This is a genomic window from Sciscionella sediminilitoris (assembly GCF_000737195.2).
Lineage (GTDB): Bacteria > Actinomycetota > Actinomycetes > Mycobacteriales > Pseudonocardiaceae > Sciscionella > Sciscionella sediminilitoris.
Genome location: NZ_JALM01000068.1, coordinates 48,609 through 66,386, shown reverse-complemented (window position 1 = coordinate 66,386; position 17,778 = coordinate 48,609). Strand labels below are relative to the sequence as shown.

The window sequence follows — 17,778 nt, the reverse complement described above, 5'->3', positions numbered from 1 at the left end:
TCTCAAAGAACACACGCACACCGAACCGCATCCGATATCACTCGGAATGAGTTACAGGGCTTGGGTTCCGCCAGCGCCCGCCCCCCGCTCTCGGCCGGGTCCGTGTCGCGCTGACGGAGATAAAGTTACACGACGCCGAACGGGCCCGAAACAGGGGGGTCCCCTTTTCGCGTCGACGGGCGTTCGCCGAGGTCAGCACCCCTCCCTTGGTCAGCAGGGGCGTACTTCGAGCGATCCTCTCACCGACGGTGTGAGACCGATGTGACCCAGGCCTCGCGAACTATCGGCGCCCGCTGCGCTTTCCGCCTGCGCGAAAGGTGCTGACCTGGGGTTTTCCTTCGATCCAGAATCGCCAGGGCAGGGTTTGCGCGACGCTGATGCCCACTCGGGGGCCGCTGTCGATGGTGAACGCGTCGCCATCGTCCCCGCGCTCGAGGCGCACCGGGGAACTGCTGCGGAGCAGGTCGACACCGTTCGCTTCGGTGTCGAGACCGAGTGCGCTGGTGAGTTTGGCGGGCCCGCTGGCGAGGTCCCGGTCGCGTTTGGCGGCGGGCCGGCGTTTGCGGGCCAGTTCCTCGCCTTCGATGACCTCGCCCGCGCGAAGCAGGACCGCACCCGCCTCGCCTTCGGTCATGGTGACCACGTTGGCGCAGAAGTGCATGCCGTAGGTGAAGTAGACGTAGAGGTGCCCGGCCGGTCCCCACATCACGGCGTTGCGTTTCGTCTTGCCGCGGTAGGAGTGCGAGGCCGGGTCGTCGGCGCCGCGGTAGGCCTCGGTCTCCACGATGCGCACGGCGACCTGGTCGGTGCGCAGTACCGAGCCGAGCAGCATCCGGGCGGCGTCCACGGGGTCGATGGCGAGTTCTTCGCGTTCGAACAGCACGGCACCAGGTTAGGGCTAGAGCGGGAGAACGTAGGTGCGCTTGTCGGCGTGCCCGAGGCCGTTCCCGGCTCCGTAGCGCGCGTAGAACCCCTTCGACCGATCGTTGTCCAGCGGGGTCTGCCACCGCAACCGGCCCGCGTGCGCGGATTCGGCGGCTTCGCGCATCGCGTCCACGAGCCGGGTTCCCAGTCGTGCGCCGCGGTGGTTTTCGGCGATGTAGAGGCAGTCCATCGTGTAGTAGATGTCGCCGCGCCAGGTACTCGGCGTGGCAAAACCGCTGACGTAGCCGAGTAGTTCGCCTTCTTCCTCGGCGACGAGGCAGATCAGGCTTTTCTCGGTGAACAGCAGCCGGTCGAGCCGTTCGGCCAGGTCATCGGGCAGCGGTGCGATCGCCGGTTCGAACCGCCGGTCGTATTCGGCGTGCGCGCGGCACAGCTCGGCGAGTTCACCGAGCCGTGCCCTGCGCACTTCGTGTATCTCGATCACCGGGCAGCTGCCCATTCCCGGTGCCCGTTCGCGCGTTCCGCGGCGCGCTGCAGTTGCTCGCGCACCCGCGCGCTCGCGGTTCCGCCGTAGCCGTCGCGGGATTCGATCGAGCCGCGCACGGTGAGCACCTCGCGCACCTTGGGGGTCAGCGCGGGGTCGATGGCGGCGAGCTCGGCATCGCTGAGGTGTTCGAGCCCCTTGTTCGTCCGCTCCGCGACCCGGACACACTGTCCGGCGGCCTCGTGCGCCTGACGGAACGGAATACCCTGGCGGACGAGCCATTCCGCGATGTCGGTTGCCAGGGTGAACCCGCGCGGTGCCAGTGCGGCGAGCCGGTCGGTGTGGAAGGTGAGCGTGCCGAGCATCCCGGCGAGTGCGGGCAGCACCAGTCCGAGCTGCTCGACCGAGTCCACGAGCGGTTCCTTGTCCTCCTGCAGGTCCCGGTTGTAGGCAAGCGGTTGCGCTTTCAGGGTGGCGAGCAGTCCGGTGAGGTTCCCGATGATGCGCCCGCTCTTGCCGCGGGCCAGCTCGGCGATGTCCGGGTTCTTCTTCTGCGGCATGATGCTCGACCCGGTCGACCACGCGTCGTCGAGGGTGACGTAGCCGAATTCGGCCGTGTTCCAGATGATCACTTCTTCAGCGATCCTGGAGAGGTCCACCGCGAGCGTGGTGAGGCAGAACGCGAACTCCACGGCGAAATCCCGCGAGGCGGTGCCGTCGATCGAGTTCTCCACGCATGCGTCGAAGCCGAGTTCCTCGGCCACGAGTTGCGGGTCGAGCCCGAGGGAGGAACCGGCGAGCGCACCCGAACCGTAGGGGCTCACCGCGGCGCGCTTGTCCCAGTCACGGATGCGTTCGATGTCCCGCAGCAGGGCCTGTACGTGCGCGCCGAGGTGGTGCGCGAGCAGTACCGGCTGGGCGTGCTGCAGGTGGGTGCGGCCGGGCATCGGAGCCTCGGGGTGCCGGTTCGCCTGCTCGAGCAGCGCCTCGATCACGTCCAGGACGCCGCCGACGATCTCGGCCGCGGATTCCCGCAGCCACATCCGCAGCAGCGTGGCGATCTGGTCGTTGCGGGAGCGCCCGGCGCGCAGTTTGCCGCCGAGTTCGCCGCCGGCGCGGTCGAGCAGCCCTCGTTCCAGCGCGGTGTGCACATCCTCGTCGTCCGGGCTCGGCACGAATTCACCGCTGCGCACGTCCTCGGCGAGCCGGTCGAGCGCGGCGAGCATGCCGTCGAGCTCCTCCTCGCTGAGCAGCCCGGAGCGGTGCAGCACCCGGGCGTGCGCCTTCGAACCGGCGATGTCGTAGGGCGCGAGCCGCCAGTCGAAGTGGGTGGAGACGGAGAGTTTCGCGAGCGGTTCGGCAGGCCCGCCGGCGAACCTGCCGCCCCACAACGCGGTCGGTTTGTCCTGCTCGGCCATCAGGCCTGCCCCTGTTCACGCTTGGCGGCGATCTTCGAGGGAAGGCCCCACAGCTGCACGAAGCCCTTGGCCAGCGACTGGTCGAAGGAGTCGCCCTCGTCGTAGGTGGCGAGGTTGAAGTCGTACAGCGACTGACCCGAGCTGCGCCCGGTGACGGTGACGCTGCCGCCGTGCATGGAGATCCGGATGTCTCCGGAGACGTACCGCTGGGTGTCGTCGATGAACGTGTCGAGGGCGTCCTTGAGCGGGGAGAACCAGAGGCCGTCGTAGACCAGCTCGCCCCAGCGCTGGGCGACGGTCCGCTTGAAGCGGGCGAGGTCCCGCTCGACGGTGACGTTCTCCAGCTCCTGGTGCGCGGTGATCAGGGCGATCGCACCGGGGGCCTCGTAGACCTCACGGGATTTGATGCCCACCAGCCGGTCCTCGACCATGTCGAGCCGGCCGATGCCGTGCGCGCCGGCCCGCCGGTTGAGTTCCTGGATCGCCTCGAGCACGGTGACCGGGCGGCCGTCGATGGCGACGGGGGTGCCCTTGTCGAAGGTGATCACCGCTTCGTCGGGCGCCTTCCACTGGGTGGGGTCCTCGGTGTAGGAGTAGACGTCCTTGGTCGGGGCGTTCCACAGGTCCTCGAGGAAACCGGTCTCGACGGCGCGGCCGAACACGTTCTGGTCGATGGAGAACGGGGACTTCTTGCTCACGTCGATGGGGAGTTTGCGTTCCTCGGCCCAGGCGATCGCCTTCTCCCGGGTCCACGCGTAGTCCCGGACGGGCGCGATGACCTTGAGGTCGGGGGCGAGTGCTCCGATCCCCACCTCGAAGCGCACCTGGTCGTTGCCCTTACCGGTGCAGCCGTGCGCCACGGTGCTCGCGTTGTGCTTCTTGGCGGCGTCGGCGAGGTGTTTGACGATCAGTGGCCGGGACAGCGCGGAGACCAGCGGGTACCGGTCCATGTAGAGCGCGTTCGCGTGCACGGCGGGAAGGCAGTACTGCTCGGCGAATTCGTCGCGTGCGTCGGCGACCTCCGCGGCGACCGCGCCGCAGTCGAGTGCCCGCTTACGCACCGTTTCCAGGTCCTCGCCGCCCTGGCCGAGGTCCACGGCGACGGCGACCACTTCGGCCCCGGTCTCCTCGGCGATCCAGCCGATCGCCACCGATGTGTCCAGCCCGCCCGAGTAGGCGAGTACTACCCGCTCAGTCATTCTTCCTCCTGTTGCTCTGTGTTGCTCACCAATGCCATGAACTTCCCGGCGAGCTGCATGCCGGTCAGTGGTTCGCGCGCGATGACGATGATCGTGTCATCCCCGGCGATCGTGCCGACAACCTCGGCGAGGGTCGACCGGTCGATCGCGCTTGCCAGGAACTGCGCCGCACCGGGCGGAGTGCGCAGTACCGCGAGATTTCCCGCCCCGTCCGCCGAGGTCAGCAGTTCACCGAGGAGCCGGGACAGTCGCCCGGTCCCGCCCTGCACCCCGCGTACCGGGGAACCGTCCTCGGGGATGACGTAGACGGCCGCGCCGGAGTCCGCCGCGCGCAGCTTGACCGCGCCGAGTTCGTCGAGGTCCCGGGACAGCGTGGCCTGGGTGACCTCGATGCCGTGCTCGGCGAGGAGCCGGACGAGTTCGCTCTGGCTGCGAAGCTGGTGGGTGGCGACGAGTTCGCTGATCTTGGCCTGCCGCGCGACCCGGGTGGTTGCGGTGGTCATGACCGCCCACGCCTTTTCGCCACCCCCGCACATCCCCCGCCCTCACCGGGGGGCGACCCCGCATCCAGTATATCGGCGCGGGGACTGGGAGAAACCGTTCGCGAAAATCTGTGGACGGCCGGAACCGTTGTGGATGGTCGCGCATACGGACGGCCCGGGCTCACCGTCTGGGATGGGTTCATCGCGCCTCCAGCAGGGATACGAGCAGCGCTTTCTGGGCGTGCAGGCGGTTCTCGGCCTCGTCCCACACCGCACTCGCCGGCCCGTCGAGCACATCGTCGGTGATCTCCCAGCCGCGGTGGGCGGGCAGGCAGTGCAGCACGATCGCACCGGAGTTGGCCCGTGCCATGAGTTCGGCGTTGACCTGCAGTCGCCGGAAGGGCTGGACGCGGTCCTTGCCGTCGTTCTCCTGCCCCATCGAAGTCCAGGTGTCGGTGACGATGACATCGGAACCGGCCACGGCGTCCTCGGGGTCGGTGAACACGGTAACGCTGCCGTCGGTCTCGCTCGCCCGCTTCTTGGCGTCGAGCACGACCTCCTGCAGCGGCTGGAATCCCTCGGGCGCGACGACCCGCACGTGCATCCCCGCCGTGGTACCGCCGAGCAGCAGGGAATGCGCCATGTTGTTGGCACCGTCGCCGAGGTAGGTGGCGGTGACCCCGGCGAGGCCGCCGAGCCGTTCCCGGATGGTCTGCAGATCGGCGAGCATCTGGCACGGGTGGAACTCGTCGGTGAGCGCGTTGATGACCGGAATCCGGGAGACCGAGGCCATGGAATCGATGCGCTTCTGCGCGAAGGTCCGCCACACGACGGCATCGACGTACCGGGAAAGCACCCGGGAGGTGTCCTCGATGGTCTCCTCGCGGCCGAGCTGCATGGAGCGTCCGTCCACGACGACCGGGTGCCCACCGAGCTGTTTGATGCCGACCTCGAAGGAAAGCCTGGTGCGCGTGGAGTTCTTCTCGAAGATCGCGGCGACGGACTTGCCGTGCAAGGTGTTCCGGCTCAGCGGCTCGGCCTTGAGCTCGTCGGCGAGATCGAGCACGGCGCGCTGAGTCTGCGGGGTCAGGTCGTCGTCGCGCAAGAAATGTTTCGGCATGTCAGGACTCCTCGCCTGCTGCGTCCACAATGGACGGTAGTTCGGAAACGAAGGTGTTCGCCTGTTCCTCGCTGAGCACGAGTGGCGGGGCGAGCCGGATGGTGTCCGGGGCGACCGCGTTGACCAGATAACCGGCCCGCTGGGCGGCACCGGAGACCTGCTTGGCGATCGGTTCGGTCAGCCCGATGCCGAGCAGCAGCCCGGGTCCGCGCACCCCGCGCACCCGCTCGTGCCCGAGTGCCTCGACCCCGCTCGCGATGTGCTTGCCGAGCACCGCGGCGTGTTCGCACAGGCCCTCGGCCGCGATGGTGTCCAGCACGGCCAGGCCCGCCGCGGCGCACACCGGGTTACCGCCGAAGGTCGTGCCATGCGTTCCCGGGGTGAACAACTCGCCCGCCGCACCGATCCCGAGCACGGCACCGAACGGAAGGCCACCGCCCAGGCCCTTGGCGAGCGTGATCAGGTCGGGCAGGATTCCCGCCTGCTGGAAGGCGAACCAGGAACCGGTGCGCCCGATCCCGGTCTGCACCTCGTCGATCACCAGCAACGCACCGGCCTTGCGGGTGATCTCCCGCGCCGCGTGCAGATAACCGTCCGGAGCGGGAAGCACCCCGGCCTCACCGAGCACCGGTTCGAGGAACACGGCCGCGGTCTCCGCATCCACGGCGGCCTCGAGCGCGGCCACATCCCCGTACGGCACATGCTGCACGCCGGGCACGAGCGGCTCGAACGGGGCCTGTTTGCCCGGCTGCCCGGTGACCGAGAGGGCACCCATGGTCCGGCCGTGGAAGGCGCCCTCACAGGCCACGATCTTGCCGCGCCCGGTGAGCCGGGTGATCTTCAGCGCGGCCTCGGTGGCCTCCGCACCCGAATTGCAGAACAGCGCCTTGCCCTGCGCACCCACGAGATCGAGCAGCCGCTCGGCAAGGCGCAGACCCGGTTCGTGCGCGTAGAAGTTCGAGGTGTGCCCGAAAGCCGCGATCTGCTCGCTCACCGCGGCCACGATGGCCGGATGCGCGTGCCCGAGCGCGTTCACCGCGATCCCGGAGAGCAGATCGAGGTAGGCGGCGCCGTCCGCGTCGTAGAGCGTGGCGCCCTCCCCGCGGCTGATGGTCAGTTCCGGCGTGCCGTAGTTGTCCATCATCACCGCGCGCCAGCGCGCCTGATTGTCCGCATTAGACATGGGGCTCTCCATCGGAAGCCGCCTCCCCTGGGTAGACCATCGTGCCGATTCCCTTGCTGGTGAACACTTCGAGCAGTACCGAATGCGCGATCCGGCCGTCGATCACGTGCGCGCGCGGAACACCCGACTGCACGGCGCGCAGGCACGCCTCCATCTTCGGCACCATTCCGCTGGCCAGCCCGGGGAGCAGCCGCTCGAGCTCGTCCGCGTCGAGCTGGCTGTAAAGCGAGGCCGGATTCGGCCAGTCCGCGTAGAGCCCCTCGACATCGGTGAGCACCACGAGTTTCTCCGCACCGAGCGCGATCGCCAGCGCACCGGCCGCGGTGTCCGCGTTGATGTTGTGCACCACGCCGTCCGCGTCCGGGGCGACCGTGGACACCACCGGGATCCGGCCGCTGTCGATGATGTCGCGCATCGCCTCGGCGTTGACCTCGTCGATGTCCCCGACCAGCCCGATATCCACCTGCTCACCGTCCACAATGGCCGGACGGCGGGCCGCGGTGAACAGCCGGGCGTCCTCCCCGGACATGCCGACCGCGTAGGGCCCGTGCGCGTTGATCAGGCCGACCAGTTCCCGCCCGACCTGTCCGACGAGCACCATGCGCACGATGTCCATGGTCTCCGGGGTGGTCACCCGCAGCCCGCCGCGGAACTCGCCCTCGACGCCGAGCCGTTCGAGCATCGCCGAGATCTGCGGCCCGCCGCCGTGCACCACGACCGGGTGCAGACCGGCCAGCCGCAGGAACACCATGTCATCGGCGAAGGCCTGCTTGAGCGACTCGTCGGTCATGGCGTTGCCGCCGTACTTGAGCACCACCGTGGTGCCGTGGAAACGCTGCAGCCAGGGCAACGCCTCGATCAGGATCTCCGCCTTCGCCGCCGCCGTCTCGATCCGTGGATCCACACCGCTCATGAGGAGTACGCGCTGTTCTCTTCGACGTAATCGTGCGAGAGGTCGGTGGTGAGCACGCTCGCGGTGTGCGCGCCGAGGTTCAGCCCGATCTCCACGGCGATCTCCGCACCGGAGAGATCCGCGTCCTCCCGGTTTCCCGCGGCGAGCCCGTCCCGGCACAGCGTCACCCCGCCGATGGTGATGTCCAGCCGGTCCGGATCGACCTCCGCCGCCGAACGGCCCACCGCCATGGCCACCCTCCCCCAGTTCGGGTCCGAGCCGAACATCGCGGTGGACACCAGCGCGTCCTCGGCCACGGTGCGCGCCACGGTCTCCGCGTCCGCCGGGCTGACCGCGCCGCGCACGGTGATGGTGACCCGTTTGGTCACTCCCTCCGCGTCGGCCTGCAGCTGCCGGACCAGATCGGCGCACACCGTGTACAGCCCGGTGCGGAACTCCTCCGGATCCGGACGCACCCCGGAGGCACCGGAAGCCAGCAGCAGCACCGTGTCATTGGTCGAGGTCCCGCCGTCCACATCCAGGGTGTTGTAGGTCCTGGTCACCACATCGCGGAGCACCTGGTCGGCGAGCTCCGCGTCGAGCACGGCGTCCGTGGTGAGCACGGAAAGCATCGTGGCCATGTTCGGCGCGCACATCCCGGCTCCCTTGGCGAACCCGCCGATCGACCAGCCCGCCTCGTGCGTGGTGTGCGCCTGCTTCTCGACGGTGTCCGTGGTCAGCACCGCGTTCGCGGCCGCGGTGCCCGCCTCGCTCCCGGTGTCCAGTGCCGCGGCCGCCGTATCGATGCCCGCCTCGACCGCGGACATCGGCAGCGGTTCCCCGATCAACCCGGTCGAGCACACCGCGATCTCGATCGCGCCGACCCCGAGAAGTCCGGCGAGCTTCTCCGCGCTGGCATGGGTGTCCTGGAAACCACGCGGCCCGGTGCACGCGTTCGCGCAGCCGGAGTTGAGCAGCACCGCGCGCAGCTTGTGCTCGGCGAGCACCTGCTGGGACCACAGCACCGGGGCGGCCTTGACCTTGTTCGTGGTGAAGGTGCCTGCCGCCACGAAACTGGGCCCCTCGTTGACGACCAGGGCCAGATCGCGCGCGCCGGATTTCTTGATCCCGGCGGCGATTCCGGCCGCCCGGAAGCCCTTCGGCACGGTCACGGTCATGGTGTCACTCCCGTCGTCGGCAGCCCGAGCGTCTCCTCGAGCCCGAGTGCGAGATTCATGCATTGCACGGCACCACCGGCGGTGCCCTTGGTGAGGTTGTCCTCCGCGCCGACCACCACGAGCACGCCCGCCTCGGCGTCCACGGTGACCTGCAGCTGCACCAGGTTCGCGCCGAGGGTGCTCTTCGTCGCGGGCCAGAGCCCCTCGGGGAGCACGGTCACGAACGGCTCGGCACCGTAGGCCCGCTCGTAGACCGCACGAGCATCCACTGTGGACAGCTCGCGGGCGAGCGGGGCGGTGCAGGTGGCCAGGATTCCGCGCGGCATCGGGGCCAGGACCGGGGTGAACGAGACCCGGACCGCTCCCCCGGCCACCGCGGACAGGTTCTGGATCAGCTCCGGGGTGTGCCGGTGCGCGCCACCGACCCCATAGGCGCTCGCCGAGCCCATGACCTCGGAACCGAGCAGATGCGGTTTGAGCGCCTTGCCCGCCCCGGAGGTGCCGCTGACCGCGACCACGTTCACCGAGGGTTCGACGAGCCCGTCCGCGAGCGCGGGGACCAGCGCGAGCGAGGACACCGTCGGATAGCAGCCGGGCACCGCGATCCGCTTCGCGCCACGCAACCGCTCCCGCCCGCCGGGCAGTTCGGGCAGGCCGTAGGGCCAGGAACCCGCGTACTCCCCGCCATACCAGCGCGCCCAGTGCTCGGCCGACTCCAGTCGATGATCCGCCCCGCAGTCGATCACCAGGGTGTTCTCACCGAGCTGCGCGGCGAGCTCGGCGGAGCTGCCGTGCGGGAGGGCGAGGAACACCACGTCATGTCCGGCGAGCGTGTCCGGGCCGGTCTCGGCGATCACCCGGTCGGCGAGCGGGGACAGGCCGGGCACGAGCTCACCGAATCGTCGGCCCGCGTTCGCTCCCGCGGACAGCGTTCCGATCTCGGCTTCGGGGTGGGCGAGCAGCAACCGCAGGAGCTCGGCTCCCGCGTATCCGCTCGCACCGGCTACGGCGACCTTCATATGAATGATTATGCACCAAGATGCAATTTCACCCAAGCCGGGTGGCGCTGGTCACCACGAACGAGGCGGTCACCGTGACCGGCTCGGGCAGCGCGGCGATGTCCGCGCGCAATCGTTCCGGGTCCACATGGTGCGCGCTCGGCCCCATCAGCACCAAGTCGGCGACCGCGGCGTGCTCCAGGGCGAGCTCGATACACAGCGGCTCCCGCGCGGTCTCGGCGAACGCGGTGCCGAGCGCGCGCCGCAACCGTTCGGGTTTGTCCGGGGCGACCGTGATCAGGCCGAGCCGCTGCACGAGTTCGCCGAGATGACCGGGGCCGGGCGTGACCGTGAGCAGCAGCCCGTCCGCGGCGAGCACCCTGCGGTACTCCTCGGCATGCCGCGGGCTGAACACGTTGAGCAGCACCGTGGCCGCGCCATCGGCGAGCGGCAGGCGCCCGCGCAGATCGGCGACCACCGCGGCGGCCCGCGGGTGGGCCTTGGCGGCGCGACGGATCGCGGGCGCGGACAGATCGAGCGCGAGACCGCGCGCATCCGGGGCCCCGTCGAGCACCGCGGACAGGTACTCCCCCGATCCGGAACCGGCGTCGAGCACCAGTCCGGCGGTACCCACGAGCGCGGCGAGCCGGTCCTGCAGTGGCGCATAGTGCCCCGCACCGAGGAACCGGGCCCGCGCGGCGACCATCTCGGCGGTATCGGCATTGCGCGGTGGTTTCGCCGCCCCCGCGCGCAGGTTCACGTAGCCCTGGCGCGCGATATCGAAGCTGTGCCCCTCGGCGCAGCGCACGGAATCGCCGACGGCGACCTCCCCGGAGCACACCGGGCAGCGCAACCACCGCTCGACGAGCGAGAGCCTGCTCATCGCGACCACCTTATCCCGCGACAGGCTTGCGTCCGGCCACCGCGCGACCTAGTCTCGGGTCATTCGTACAGGACACTCGTTCAGGTCGATTGGACAGTAGAGTGAGCTCACCGGCAGCGGCCCGTGGCCAGGAAGTCCGTGTGCGGCTGCTGGCCGCCGCGGCCGAACTCATTCCCGAGCGCGGCTGGTCGGCGGTGAGCACCCGGGTACTCGCCGAGCGGGCCGGGGTGAGCAGCAGCGTGGTGCACTACCACTACCCCTCGATCCAGTCCGTGTTGCGGGAAGCCGCGCTCGGCCTGGTCACCCGGCTCGTCGGGGAACTGGACGCGGTACTCGCCCGCGCGGACACCGCCGCCGGGGCGGTCAGGGAACTGCTCGCCGCGATCCGCGCCTACTCCGGGACCGACCCGGCCTCGCTGCTCGCGATCGAGACCTACCTCGCGGCGAGCAGGGACGAGCAGCTGCACGCCGGAATCGCCGAAGCCCTCGCCGAGTTCCGGACCCGGCTCGGGCGCTGGCTCGGCGAGCACACGGTCCCCGCACCGGAACCGACCGCGGCGGTCCTGGCCGCCGCGCTCGACGGGCTCGTCCTGCACCGGGGACTGGACCCGAACCTGGACAGCACGGCGATCGACGAGGTGCTCGCGCGACTGGTTCCGCAGGACGACTGAGGAGGATCCGATGGCCACGACCCGGATGAGCAAAACCCGGCCACCCCGGCTGATGCGCCTGCTCCAGGTGCTCGGCTCGCTCTACGACCACGAGTTCGGCTGGCTGCTCGGGCAACGGTTCCTGCGGCTGAGCCACACCGGCCGCCGGTCCGGGCGCTGCTACCGGGTCATGCTCGAGGTGATCGGCATCGACCGGGAGGCCGGGGAGATCTACGTGCTCGCCGGGCTGGGACCGAAAACCGACTGGTACCGCAATGTGCTCGCCGCACCCGCGCGGATCGATCTCGGCGCCGCCCGGCTCGAGGTGCGGGCGCACCCGGTCGATCCGGTGCGAGCGGCCGGGATTCTGAACCGCTACGAGTACCGCAACCGAATGCTCGCGCCCATCGTGCGGCGCGGACTGAGCTGGGTGATCGGCTGGCGCTACGACGGAAGCGAAGCGGCACGACACCGACTGCTCGCCGAGTGCCCCGTCGTCGCTTTCCGCCCGGGGCGGGCCTAAACCGCGCTCAGACCCAAGAGTTCGTTAAGAGCCCGCCCGCCTGAGGGCCGTTTCCTAATTTCCACCAAGGTTCGTGGGCGAGGATTGCCGGTGTGAGCGCACCGACCACAGCACTCGCGCCGACGGGCGCACGCGAGGTTCCATCACGTCCCCGGTCCGGCCATCTGCACCAGATCGACATGGTGCGCGTACTCGCGTTCTCGTTCGTGATCCTCGCGCACGTGGTCAACGGCGTGAACGACATGGCCGATCCGGATGTCGCAGCGGTGTCCATGTCGATGCACTTCACCCGCAGCGCGTTCTTCTTCCTCACCGCGCTGGTGCTCGTGTACGGCTACCGGGATCGCCCTTCCGGCGTGTTCTCGTTCTGGCGCAAGCGAATCGGCGTGGTGGCGGTGCCCTACATCGTCTGGTCGGCGATCTACACCGCAATCAACGCCCCGGATGCGACGCTCGGTGACTTCGCCCGCGCGCTGCTGCAGAACCTGATCACCGGCGGCGCGATGTACCAGCTGTACTTCCTCGTGGTGACCATCCAGTTCTACCTCGTTTTCCCGCTTTTCCTCGCCGTGCTCCGGGCGATGCGCCGCTGGCCGGTCCTGACGCTGAGCCTCGCGATCGCGTTCCAGTTCGCCTACGACTCGTTCTTCTCCATCCAGCCCGCGCCGGTCGACGGATTCCTCGGCGAACACTGGCAGGTCATCACCTCGGTGCTGCCCAGCTACCTGATCTACTTCGTGATCGGCGGCGTGGTCGCGATGCACCTCGAGGTGGTCACCGAGTGGATGCGCAAGCATTTCTGGGCGATGCTCGGTTTCGCCGGTGCCGGTCTCATCGCCGTGCAGATCAACTACTACGCCAACATCGGCGAGGGCATGCACCCGTTCACGGCGAGCAATCCGCTGCAGCCGAGCCTGATGATCTGGTGCGTGCCCGCGGTACTCGCGGTGTACGCGATCGGGGTCCGGTGGGCCGACCGCAGGCAGCCCGGCAGTGTGGCGGACAAGGTGCTGCAGGGCGGAACGCTGCGCGCGTTCGGCATCTTCCTCGCCCACCCGCTCGTACTCTCGCTGATCTACGACAACCTCCTCGGCCAGCTCATCGGCAGCTTCGGGTTCATGGGTGCCACGGTCATCGTGTACCTGCTCGGGGTGGCGGGTTCGGTGCTGCTCGTGGAACTGTTGCGGCGCACGCCCTTCTCGACGAAGCTCATCGGGCGCCCCTCGGCCCCGCTGCTCAGCGCGAAGGCCAAGAGCACCCTGCGCAGCCTCGGCGGGCTCAAACCCACGGCATAGACCCAAAAAAACCGGCCCGCCCACCGAATCCTCGGTGGGCGGGCCGGTTTTGTGACCAGCGCAGTTTCGTGCGGGAGTACTCAGCGCAGGGTGGCGCCGTGGCGTTGCCCTGCCAGCTGCACCGCGGCATCGCGGGCCGCGGTCGCCTCCTCACTGGCCAGGGTTCGGTCGGCGGCCCGGAACCGCAGGGAGAAGGCCAGCGAGCGCTTGCCTTCCCCGAGCTGCTCGCCGGTGTACACATCGAACAGGGCGAGATCCTCGAGCAGTTCCCCCGCGCCCTCGCGCAGGGTCGCGGCGAGCTCGGCGGCCGGGACGGTCTCGTCCAGCACCACGGCGACATCGAGCAGCACCGGCGGGTAGGCCGAGATCACCGGATTGATCTTGTTGTCCGCCACCGGGATCGCGGACAGATCGAGCTCCATGGCGCAGGTGCGCTTGGGCAGGCCGAGCCGTTCGAGCACCTTCGGGTGCAGCTCACCCGCGTAGCCGACGACCGTCTCGCCGTGCCGCAGCTGCGCGCACCGGCCGGGATGCCAGGGCGCGTGCTCGGCGGCCCGCACGGTCAGCGAGATCCCGATCGCGTCCGCGACGACGTGCGCCGAAGCGATCGCGTCCGCCCAGCTCGCCGGTTCGCCCTTGCCCCACCAGCCCGCGCGCTGCCGGTTTCCGGTCAGCAGCACCGCGACGTGCTCGGGCTGCTCGGGAAGGGCCGCGTCGAGCGCCCGCAGCTGGTCCTCGCTCGGGCGCTGTGCGACGCCGACGCTCGGCACCGGCGGCTGTTCGGTCTTGGCGATGAACACTGGAGCGATGGTGAACAGGCCGACATCGCGCAGACCGCGGGAAAGGTTGCGGGACATCGTGTCCGCGAGCACCGGGAGCAGCGTGGTGGCCAGCAGGTCCGCCTCGCTGTCGAGCGCGTTGAGCAGCCGCACGGTACGGGTGCGCGCATCGTCGGTGGCCAGCCCGAGCGCGTCCAGCTTCTCCTGGGACACGAACGGGAACGGCCGCGCCTCGACGTATCCGTCATCGGCAAGGGCTCGCCCGATCGACCGCAGTCTGCGCTGTTCCCCGGTGAGCCCACGGCCCGCGGGCGCGGGCGGGAGCACCGAGGGGATCGTGTCGTATCCCTCGAGCCGCAGCACCTCCTCGACGAGGTCGGCGGGCTCGGTCAGGTCCGGGCGCCAGCTCGGCGGGGTGGCCTGCACCATGGGCGTGCCGTCCTCGGCGGTGAACACCTCGATACGGCAACCGATCTTGGTGAGCCGGGTGACCGTGACACCGCGCGGGTACCGCACCCCGGCGACCCGGTCGGGCAGATCCATCGCCATGGTGACCGGATTCGGCAGCAGCGGATCGCCCACATCGGTACGCCCGTGCGCGGCCTCGGCGTCCCCGAGCCGCTGGAGCAGGCGCACGGCCAGCTCCAGGGCGGCGGGCGGAAGCAACGGGTCGACCCCGCGCTCGAACCGCTTCGCCGCTTCACTGGGCAGCTTGTGCCTGCGCGCGGTGCGCGAGATCGAAGCCGGTTCCCAGTTCGCCGCCTCGAGCAGGATGTCGGTGGTGCCCGCGGAGATCTCGGTGGTTCCCCCGCCCATGACCCCGGCGAGCCCGATCGGCCCGCTGTTGTCGGTGACCACGACATCGTCCGGGTCGAGTTCCCGCTCGGCCTCGTCGAGCGTGGTCAGCCGCTCCCCCTGCTTGGCGCGGCGCACCACGATCGGCCCGTCCATCCGGGTGGCGTCGTAGGCGTGCAGCGGCTGGCCGAGTTCGAGCATCACGTAGTTGGTGACGTCCACGGCGAGCGAGATCGAGCGGATGCCCGCGGCCATCAGCCGCTGCTGCATCCACCACGGGGTCGGCGCGGTCGGGTCGATCCCGGTGACCCGGCGCAGCACGAAGCGCGGGCAGCCGACCGGGTCCTCGACCTCGACCTCCCAGGGCTGTTCCTCGGGTTCCTCGATCTCCAGACCGGCGGGATCGCCGAAGGGCAGATCGAGCGCGCAGGCCAGTTCCCTGGCGAGCCCGCGCACCGAGAGCGCGTAGCCGCGGTCCGGGGTGATCTCCAGGTCCACCACCGTGTCCGGGATGCCCAGCGCGGTGCGCGCATCGGTGCCCGCCTCGGCGAAACCGGTCGGCAGCACCAGGATCCCGTCGTGGTCCTCTCCGATCCCGAGTTCGAGCGCGGAGCAGATCATCCCCTCGGAGACCCGCCCGTAGGTCTTGCGCGCGCCGATCTCGAAACCGCCGGGCAGCACCGCGCCGGGCAGCGCCACCACGACGAGGTCGCCCTCGGCGAAGTTGCTCGCCCCGCAGATGATGTGGTTCTGCGCCCCATCGTCGGAGACATCCACGGTGCAGTACCGGATGGGCTTCTTGAACTCGGTCAGTTCCTCGATCTCGGCGACCCGGCCGACCAGCAGCGGCCCGGTGACCTCGCCGACCCGGTCGATGGCCTCGACCTCGTGGCCGATGCGCACCAGCGCGTCCGGGAACTGATCGGTGCTGACGTGTTCGTTGAGTTCCAGGTGTTCGGCAAGCCAGGAAACGGGGACCCGCATGCTCATGCCTCCGTTCCGAAGGGAAGGGTGAACCGGATGTCGCCTTCGACCATGTCCCGCATGTCCTCGATGCCGTTGCGGAACATCAGGGCGCGCTCGACGCCCATGCCGAACGCGAAACCGGAGTAGACCTCGGGATCGACTCCGCAGGCGCGCAGCACGTTCGGGTTGACCATGCCGCAGCCACCCCACTCGACCCAGCCGGGCCCGCCCTTGCGCTCCTCGAACCAGATGTCCATCTCCGCGGACGGTTCGGTGAACGGGAAGTAGTGCGGGCGGAACCGGGTGCGCGCCTTCGGCCCGAACAGGGCGCGCGCGAACGCGTCCAGGGTGCCGCGCAGGTGCGCCATGGTGATGCCCTTGTCCACCGCGATGCCCTCGACCTGGGTGAACACCGGGGTGTGGGTGGCATCGAGGGTGTCGGTCCGGTAGACCCGCCCCGGGGAGACCAGGTACACCGGCAGTTCCCGGTTCAGCAGCCCCCTGATCTGCATCGGCGAGGTCTCGGTGCGCAGGACCAGCCCGGAGTCCTCCGGTGCCACGTAGAAGGTGTCCCGCGTGGTCCGCGCGGGGTGATCCGGGCGGAAGTTCAGCGCGTCGAAGTTGAACCACTCGGTCTCGAGCTGCGGGCCGTCGGCGACCTCGTAGCCCATGCCGAGGAACACATCGGCCACCCGCTCGGTCATCGTGGTGATCGGGTGCCGTGCCCCGCGCGGGAACCGGTCCCAGGGCAGGGTCACGTCGACCTTCTCCTCGAGCAGCACCTGGGAGTCGCGCTCCGCCTCGAGTGCGGTGCGGCGCTGCTCGTAGGCCTGCTGCACGCGTTCCCGCGCCGCGTTGACCCGCTTGCCCGCCTCGGACCGGGCAGCCGGGGGCAGCGCGCCGATCTCGCGCCGCGCGAGGAGCACGGGCGCGCCGTCCCCGAGGTGGGCAGGCTTCACACCCGCGAGCGCGTCGAGGTCGCCCGCCTGCGCGAACGCGGCGGTCGCTGCCTCGACGGCGGCATCGAGGGTCTCCGCGCTGAGCGCGGCTACCTGCTTGGGATCGTACGAGTCGTTTGCGCCTGACATCGCTTCCGGGCTGCTCCTGTGGTCGGTCGAAAACCTCTTACCAAGCGGGGATCGGCTTACTGGAGGTCGGTTTGGTATTTACCGGCACAGTGATCGTATCCACCGCGGTTGACCCTACGCATGGCGGTTCTCGGGTCGATCGGTGAATGCCGATGTATACAGGCAAACCGAGGCCGCCGCGGCCAGGTTCAGGCTCTCCGCGCGACCGTGGATGGGCAGCGCGAGGAACTCGTCAACCCCGGTTGCCTCGCTCAGCCCGTGTGCCTCGCTGCCGAACACCCACGCGGTCGGCCCGGCGAGCCACTCGGCTCCCGGATAGGCGAGCCGCCGCGCGGTTCCGCTGGTGCCGAACACCCGCAGCCCGGCATCGCGGCAGGCCCGCAGTGCGGAGCTCAGCTCGGGTTCCCTGGCCACCGGCACGTGGAACAGGCTGCCCGCCGAGGCGCGCACGCACTTGCCGTTGTGCGGGTCCACGGTCTGCCCGGCGAACAGCACCGCGTCCGCGCCCGCGGCATCGGCGGTGCGCAGCACGGTGCCCGCATTGCCCGGATCGGTGATCCCGGCCAGCACCGCGACCAGGCGCGGACTCCCGGCCAGCGCGGTTTCCACGGGCACATCCATGAGCCCGCACACCGCGAGGATCCCCTGCGGAGTGACCGTCTCGGACAGCCCGGCCGCGGCCTTATCGGTGATCGTGGACACCGGGACCCCGCGGTCGCGGGCGCGCTCGGTGAGCCCCCGGTGGCGGCTCCCCGCCTGCTCGGTGACGAACAACTCGTGCACCACCGGGGCGTTCTCCAAAGCGGCACCGACCGCGTTCGCCCCCTCGGCGAGGAAGCGCCCGGTCTTGGTGCGTTCCGCCCGGCGGATCAGCCTCCGCGCGGCAACGACCCGGGGCGTTCGCTCGGTGAATACCGAAGAACCTGCCCCGGGTCGCTGTGTGTCGCCTGTGTCGCTGAT

The 17,778-nt window shown here is 69.8% G+C and carries 17 protein-coding genes; 3 read left to right on the top strand and 14 right to left on the bottom strand.

The window, feature by feature from the left end; translation table 11 throughout:
* Window positions 1-280: 280 nt before the first annotated feature.
* From AD72_RS24525 to AD72_RS24475, 11 genes are all read right to left on the bottom strand, one after another.
* Window positions 281-880, bottom strand: a complete 600-nt coding sequence (locus AD72_RS24525) for a DNA-3-methyladenine glycosylase (RefSeq protein ID WP_031468927.1) — start codon at window positions 878-880, stop codon at window positions 281-283.
* Window positions 881-898: 18 nt separating this feature from the next.
* On the bottom strand, window positions 899-1,369 hold the full coding sequence (locus tag AD72_RS24520) for a GNAT family N-acetyltransferase (RefSeq protein WP_037347211.1): 471 nt from the start codon (window positions 1,367-1,369) through the stop codon (window positions 899-901).
* Window positions 1,366-2,787 (bottom strand): argininosuccinate lyase, encoded by a 1,422-nt coding sequence (gene argH, locus AD72_RS24515; protein ID WP_031468925.1) that lies wholly within the window; start codon window positions 2,785-2,787, stop codon window positions 1,366-1,368. The genes AD72_RS24520 and argH overlap by 4 nt, the downstream gene beginning before the upstream one ends.
* Window positions 2,787-3,986, bottom strand: a complete 1,200-nt coding sequence (locus tag AD72_RS24510) for an argininosuccinate synthase (protein WP_031468924.1) — start codon at window positions 3,984-3,986, stop codon at window positions 2,787-2,789. Before AD72_RS24510 ends, argH begins: the two co-directional genes overlap by 1 nt.
* Window positions 3,983-4,489 (bottom strand): arginine repressor, encoded by a 507-nt coding sequence (locus tag AD72_RS24505; protein WP_031468923.1) that lies wholly within the window; start codon window positions 4,487-4,489, stop codon window positions 3,983-3,985. Before AD72_RS24505 ends, AD72_RS24510 begins: the two co-directional genes overlap by 4 nt.
* A gap of 178 nt (window positions 4,490-4,667) precedes the next feature.
* The gene (gene argF, locus AD72_RS24500) at window positions 4,668-5,588 is read right to left on the bottom strand and encodes an ornithine carbamoyltransferase (RefSeq protein ID WP_031468922.1); all 921 of its coding nucleotides are present in this window, start codon (window positions 5,586-5,588) and stop codon (window positions 4,668-4,670) included.
* 1 nt (window position 5,589) lies between these two features.
* Window positions 5,590-6,771, bottom strand: a complete 1,182-nt coding sequence (locus tag AD72_RS24495; protein ID WP_425480784.1) for an acetylornithine transaminase — start codon at window positions 6,769-6,771, stop codon at window positions 5,590-5,592.
* On the bottom strand, window positions 6,764-7,684 hold the full coding sequence (argB, locus tag AD72_RS24490; protein ID WP_031468920.1) for an acetylglutamate kinase: 921 nt from the start codon (window positions 7,682-7,684) through the stop codon (window positions 6,764-6,766). The genes AD72_RS24495 and argB overlap by 8 nt, the downstream gene beginning before the upstream one ends.
* Window positions 7,681-8,841, bottom strand: a complete 1,161-nt coding sequence (argJ, locus tag AD72_RS24485) for a bifunctional glutamate N-acetyltransferase/amino-acid acetyltransferase ArgJ (RefSeq protein ID WP_031468919.1) — start codon at window positions 8,839-8,841, stop codon at window positions 7,681-7,683. The genes argB and argJ overlap by 4 nt, the downstream gene beginning before the upstream one ends.
* Complete coding sequence (gene argC / locus AD72_RS24480; protein ID WP_031468918.1) at window positions 8,838-9,866, bottom strand: N-acetyl-gamma-glutamyl-phosphate reductase; 1,029 nt, start codon at window positions 9,864-9,866, stop codon at window positions 8,838-8,840. The genes argJ and argC overlap by 4 nt, the downstream gene beginning before the upstream one ends.
* Before the next feature lie 22 nt (window positions 9,867-9,888).
* A complete protein-coding gene (locus AD72_RS24475; protein ID WP_031468917.1) occupies window positions 9,889-10,722 on the bottom strand; it encodes a putative RNA methyltransferase in 834 nt (277 codons plus the stop codon).
* A 101-nt stretch (window positions 10,723-10,823) separates the two neighbouring features.
* On the opposite strand from AD72_RS24475, the gene AD72_RS24470 reads away from it, so the two are divergent.
* The 3 genes from AD72_RS24470 (at window position 10,824) to AD72_RS24460 (ending at window position 13,190) form a co-directional block, all read left to right on the top strand.
* Window positions 10,824-11,393, top strand: a complete 570-nt coding sequence (locus AD72_RS24470) for a TetR/AcrR family transcriptional regulator (RefSeq protein ID WP_031468916.1) — start codon at window positions 10,824-10,826, stop codon at window positions 11,391-11,393.
* A gap of 10 nt (window positions 11,394-11,403) precedes the next feature.
* On the top strand, window positions 11,404-11,895 hold the full coding sequence (locus AD72_RS24465; protein WP_037347194.1) for a nitroreductase family deazaflavin-dependent oxidoreductase: 492 nt from the start codon (window positions 11,404-11,406) through the stop codon (window positions 11,893-11,895).
* Between the two features lie 92 nt (window positions 11,896-11,987).
* Window positions 11,988-13,190 carry an acyltransferase gene (locus AD72_RS24460; RefSeq protein ID WP_051898964.1) on the top strand — a complete coding sequence of 401 codons (1,203 nt, stop codon included), beginning with the start codon at window positions 11,988-11,990 and terminating at the stop codon, window positions 13,188-13,190.
* 80 nt (window positions 13,191-13,270) lie between these two features.
* On the opposite strand, the gene pheT is transcribed toward AD72_RS24460, so the two are convergent.
* The 3 genes from pheT to AD72_RS24445 all read right to left on the bottom strand — a co-directional run bounded on the left by pheT (window position 13,271) and on the right by AD72_RS24445 (window position 17,778).
* Window positions 13,271-15,748 (bottom strand): phenylalanine--tRNA ligase subunit beta, encoded by a 2,478-nt coding sequence (gene pheT, locus AD72_RS24455; protein ID WP_031468913.1) that lies wholly within the window; start codon window positions 15,746-15,748, stop codon window positions 13,271-13,273.
* Between the two features lie 2 nt (window positions 15,749-15,750).
* Window positions 15,751-16,818: a phenylalanine--tRNA ligase subunit alpha gene (gene pheS / locus AD72_RS24450; RefSeq protein WP_031468912.1), complete on the bottom strand. Its 1,068-nt coding sequence runs from the start codon at window positions 16,816-16,818 to the stop codon at window positions 15,751-15,753.
* A gap of 114 nt (window positions 16,819-16,932) precedes the next feature.
* A complete protein-coding gene (locus AD72_RS24445; protein ID WP_082469135.1) occupies window positions 16,933-17,778 on the bottom strand; it encodes a TrmH family RNA methyltransferase in 846 nt (281 codons plus the stop codon).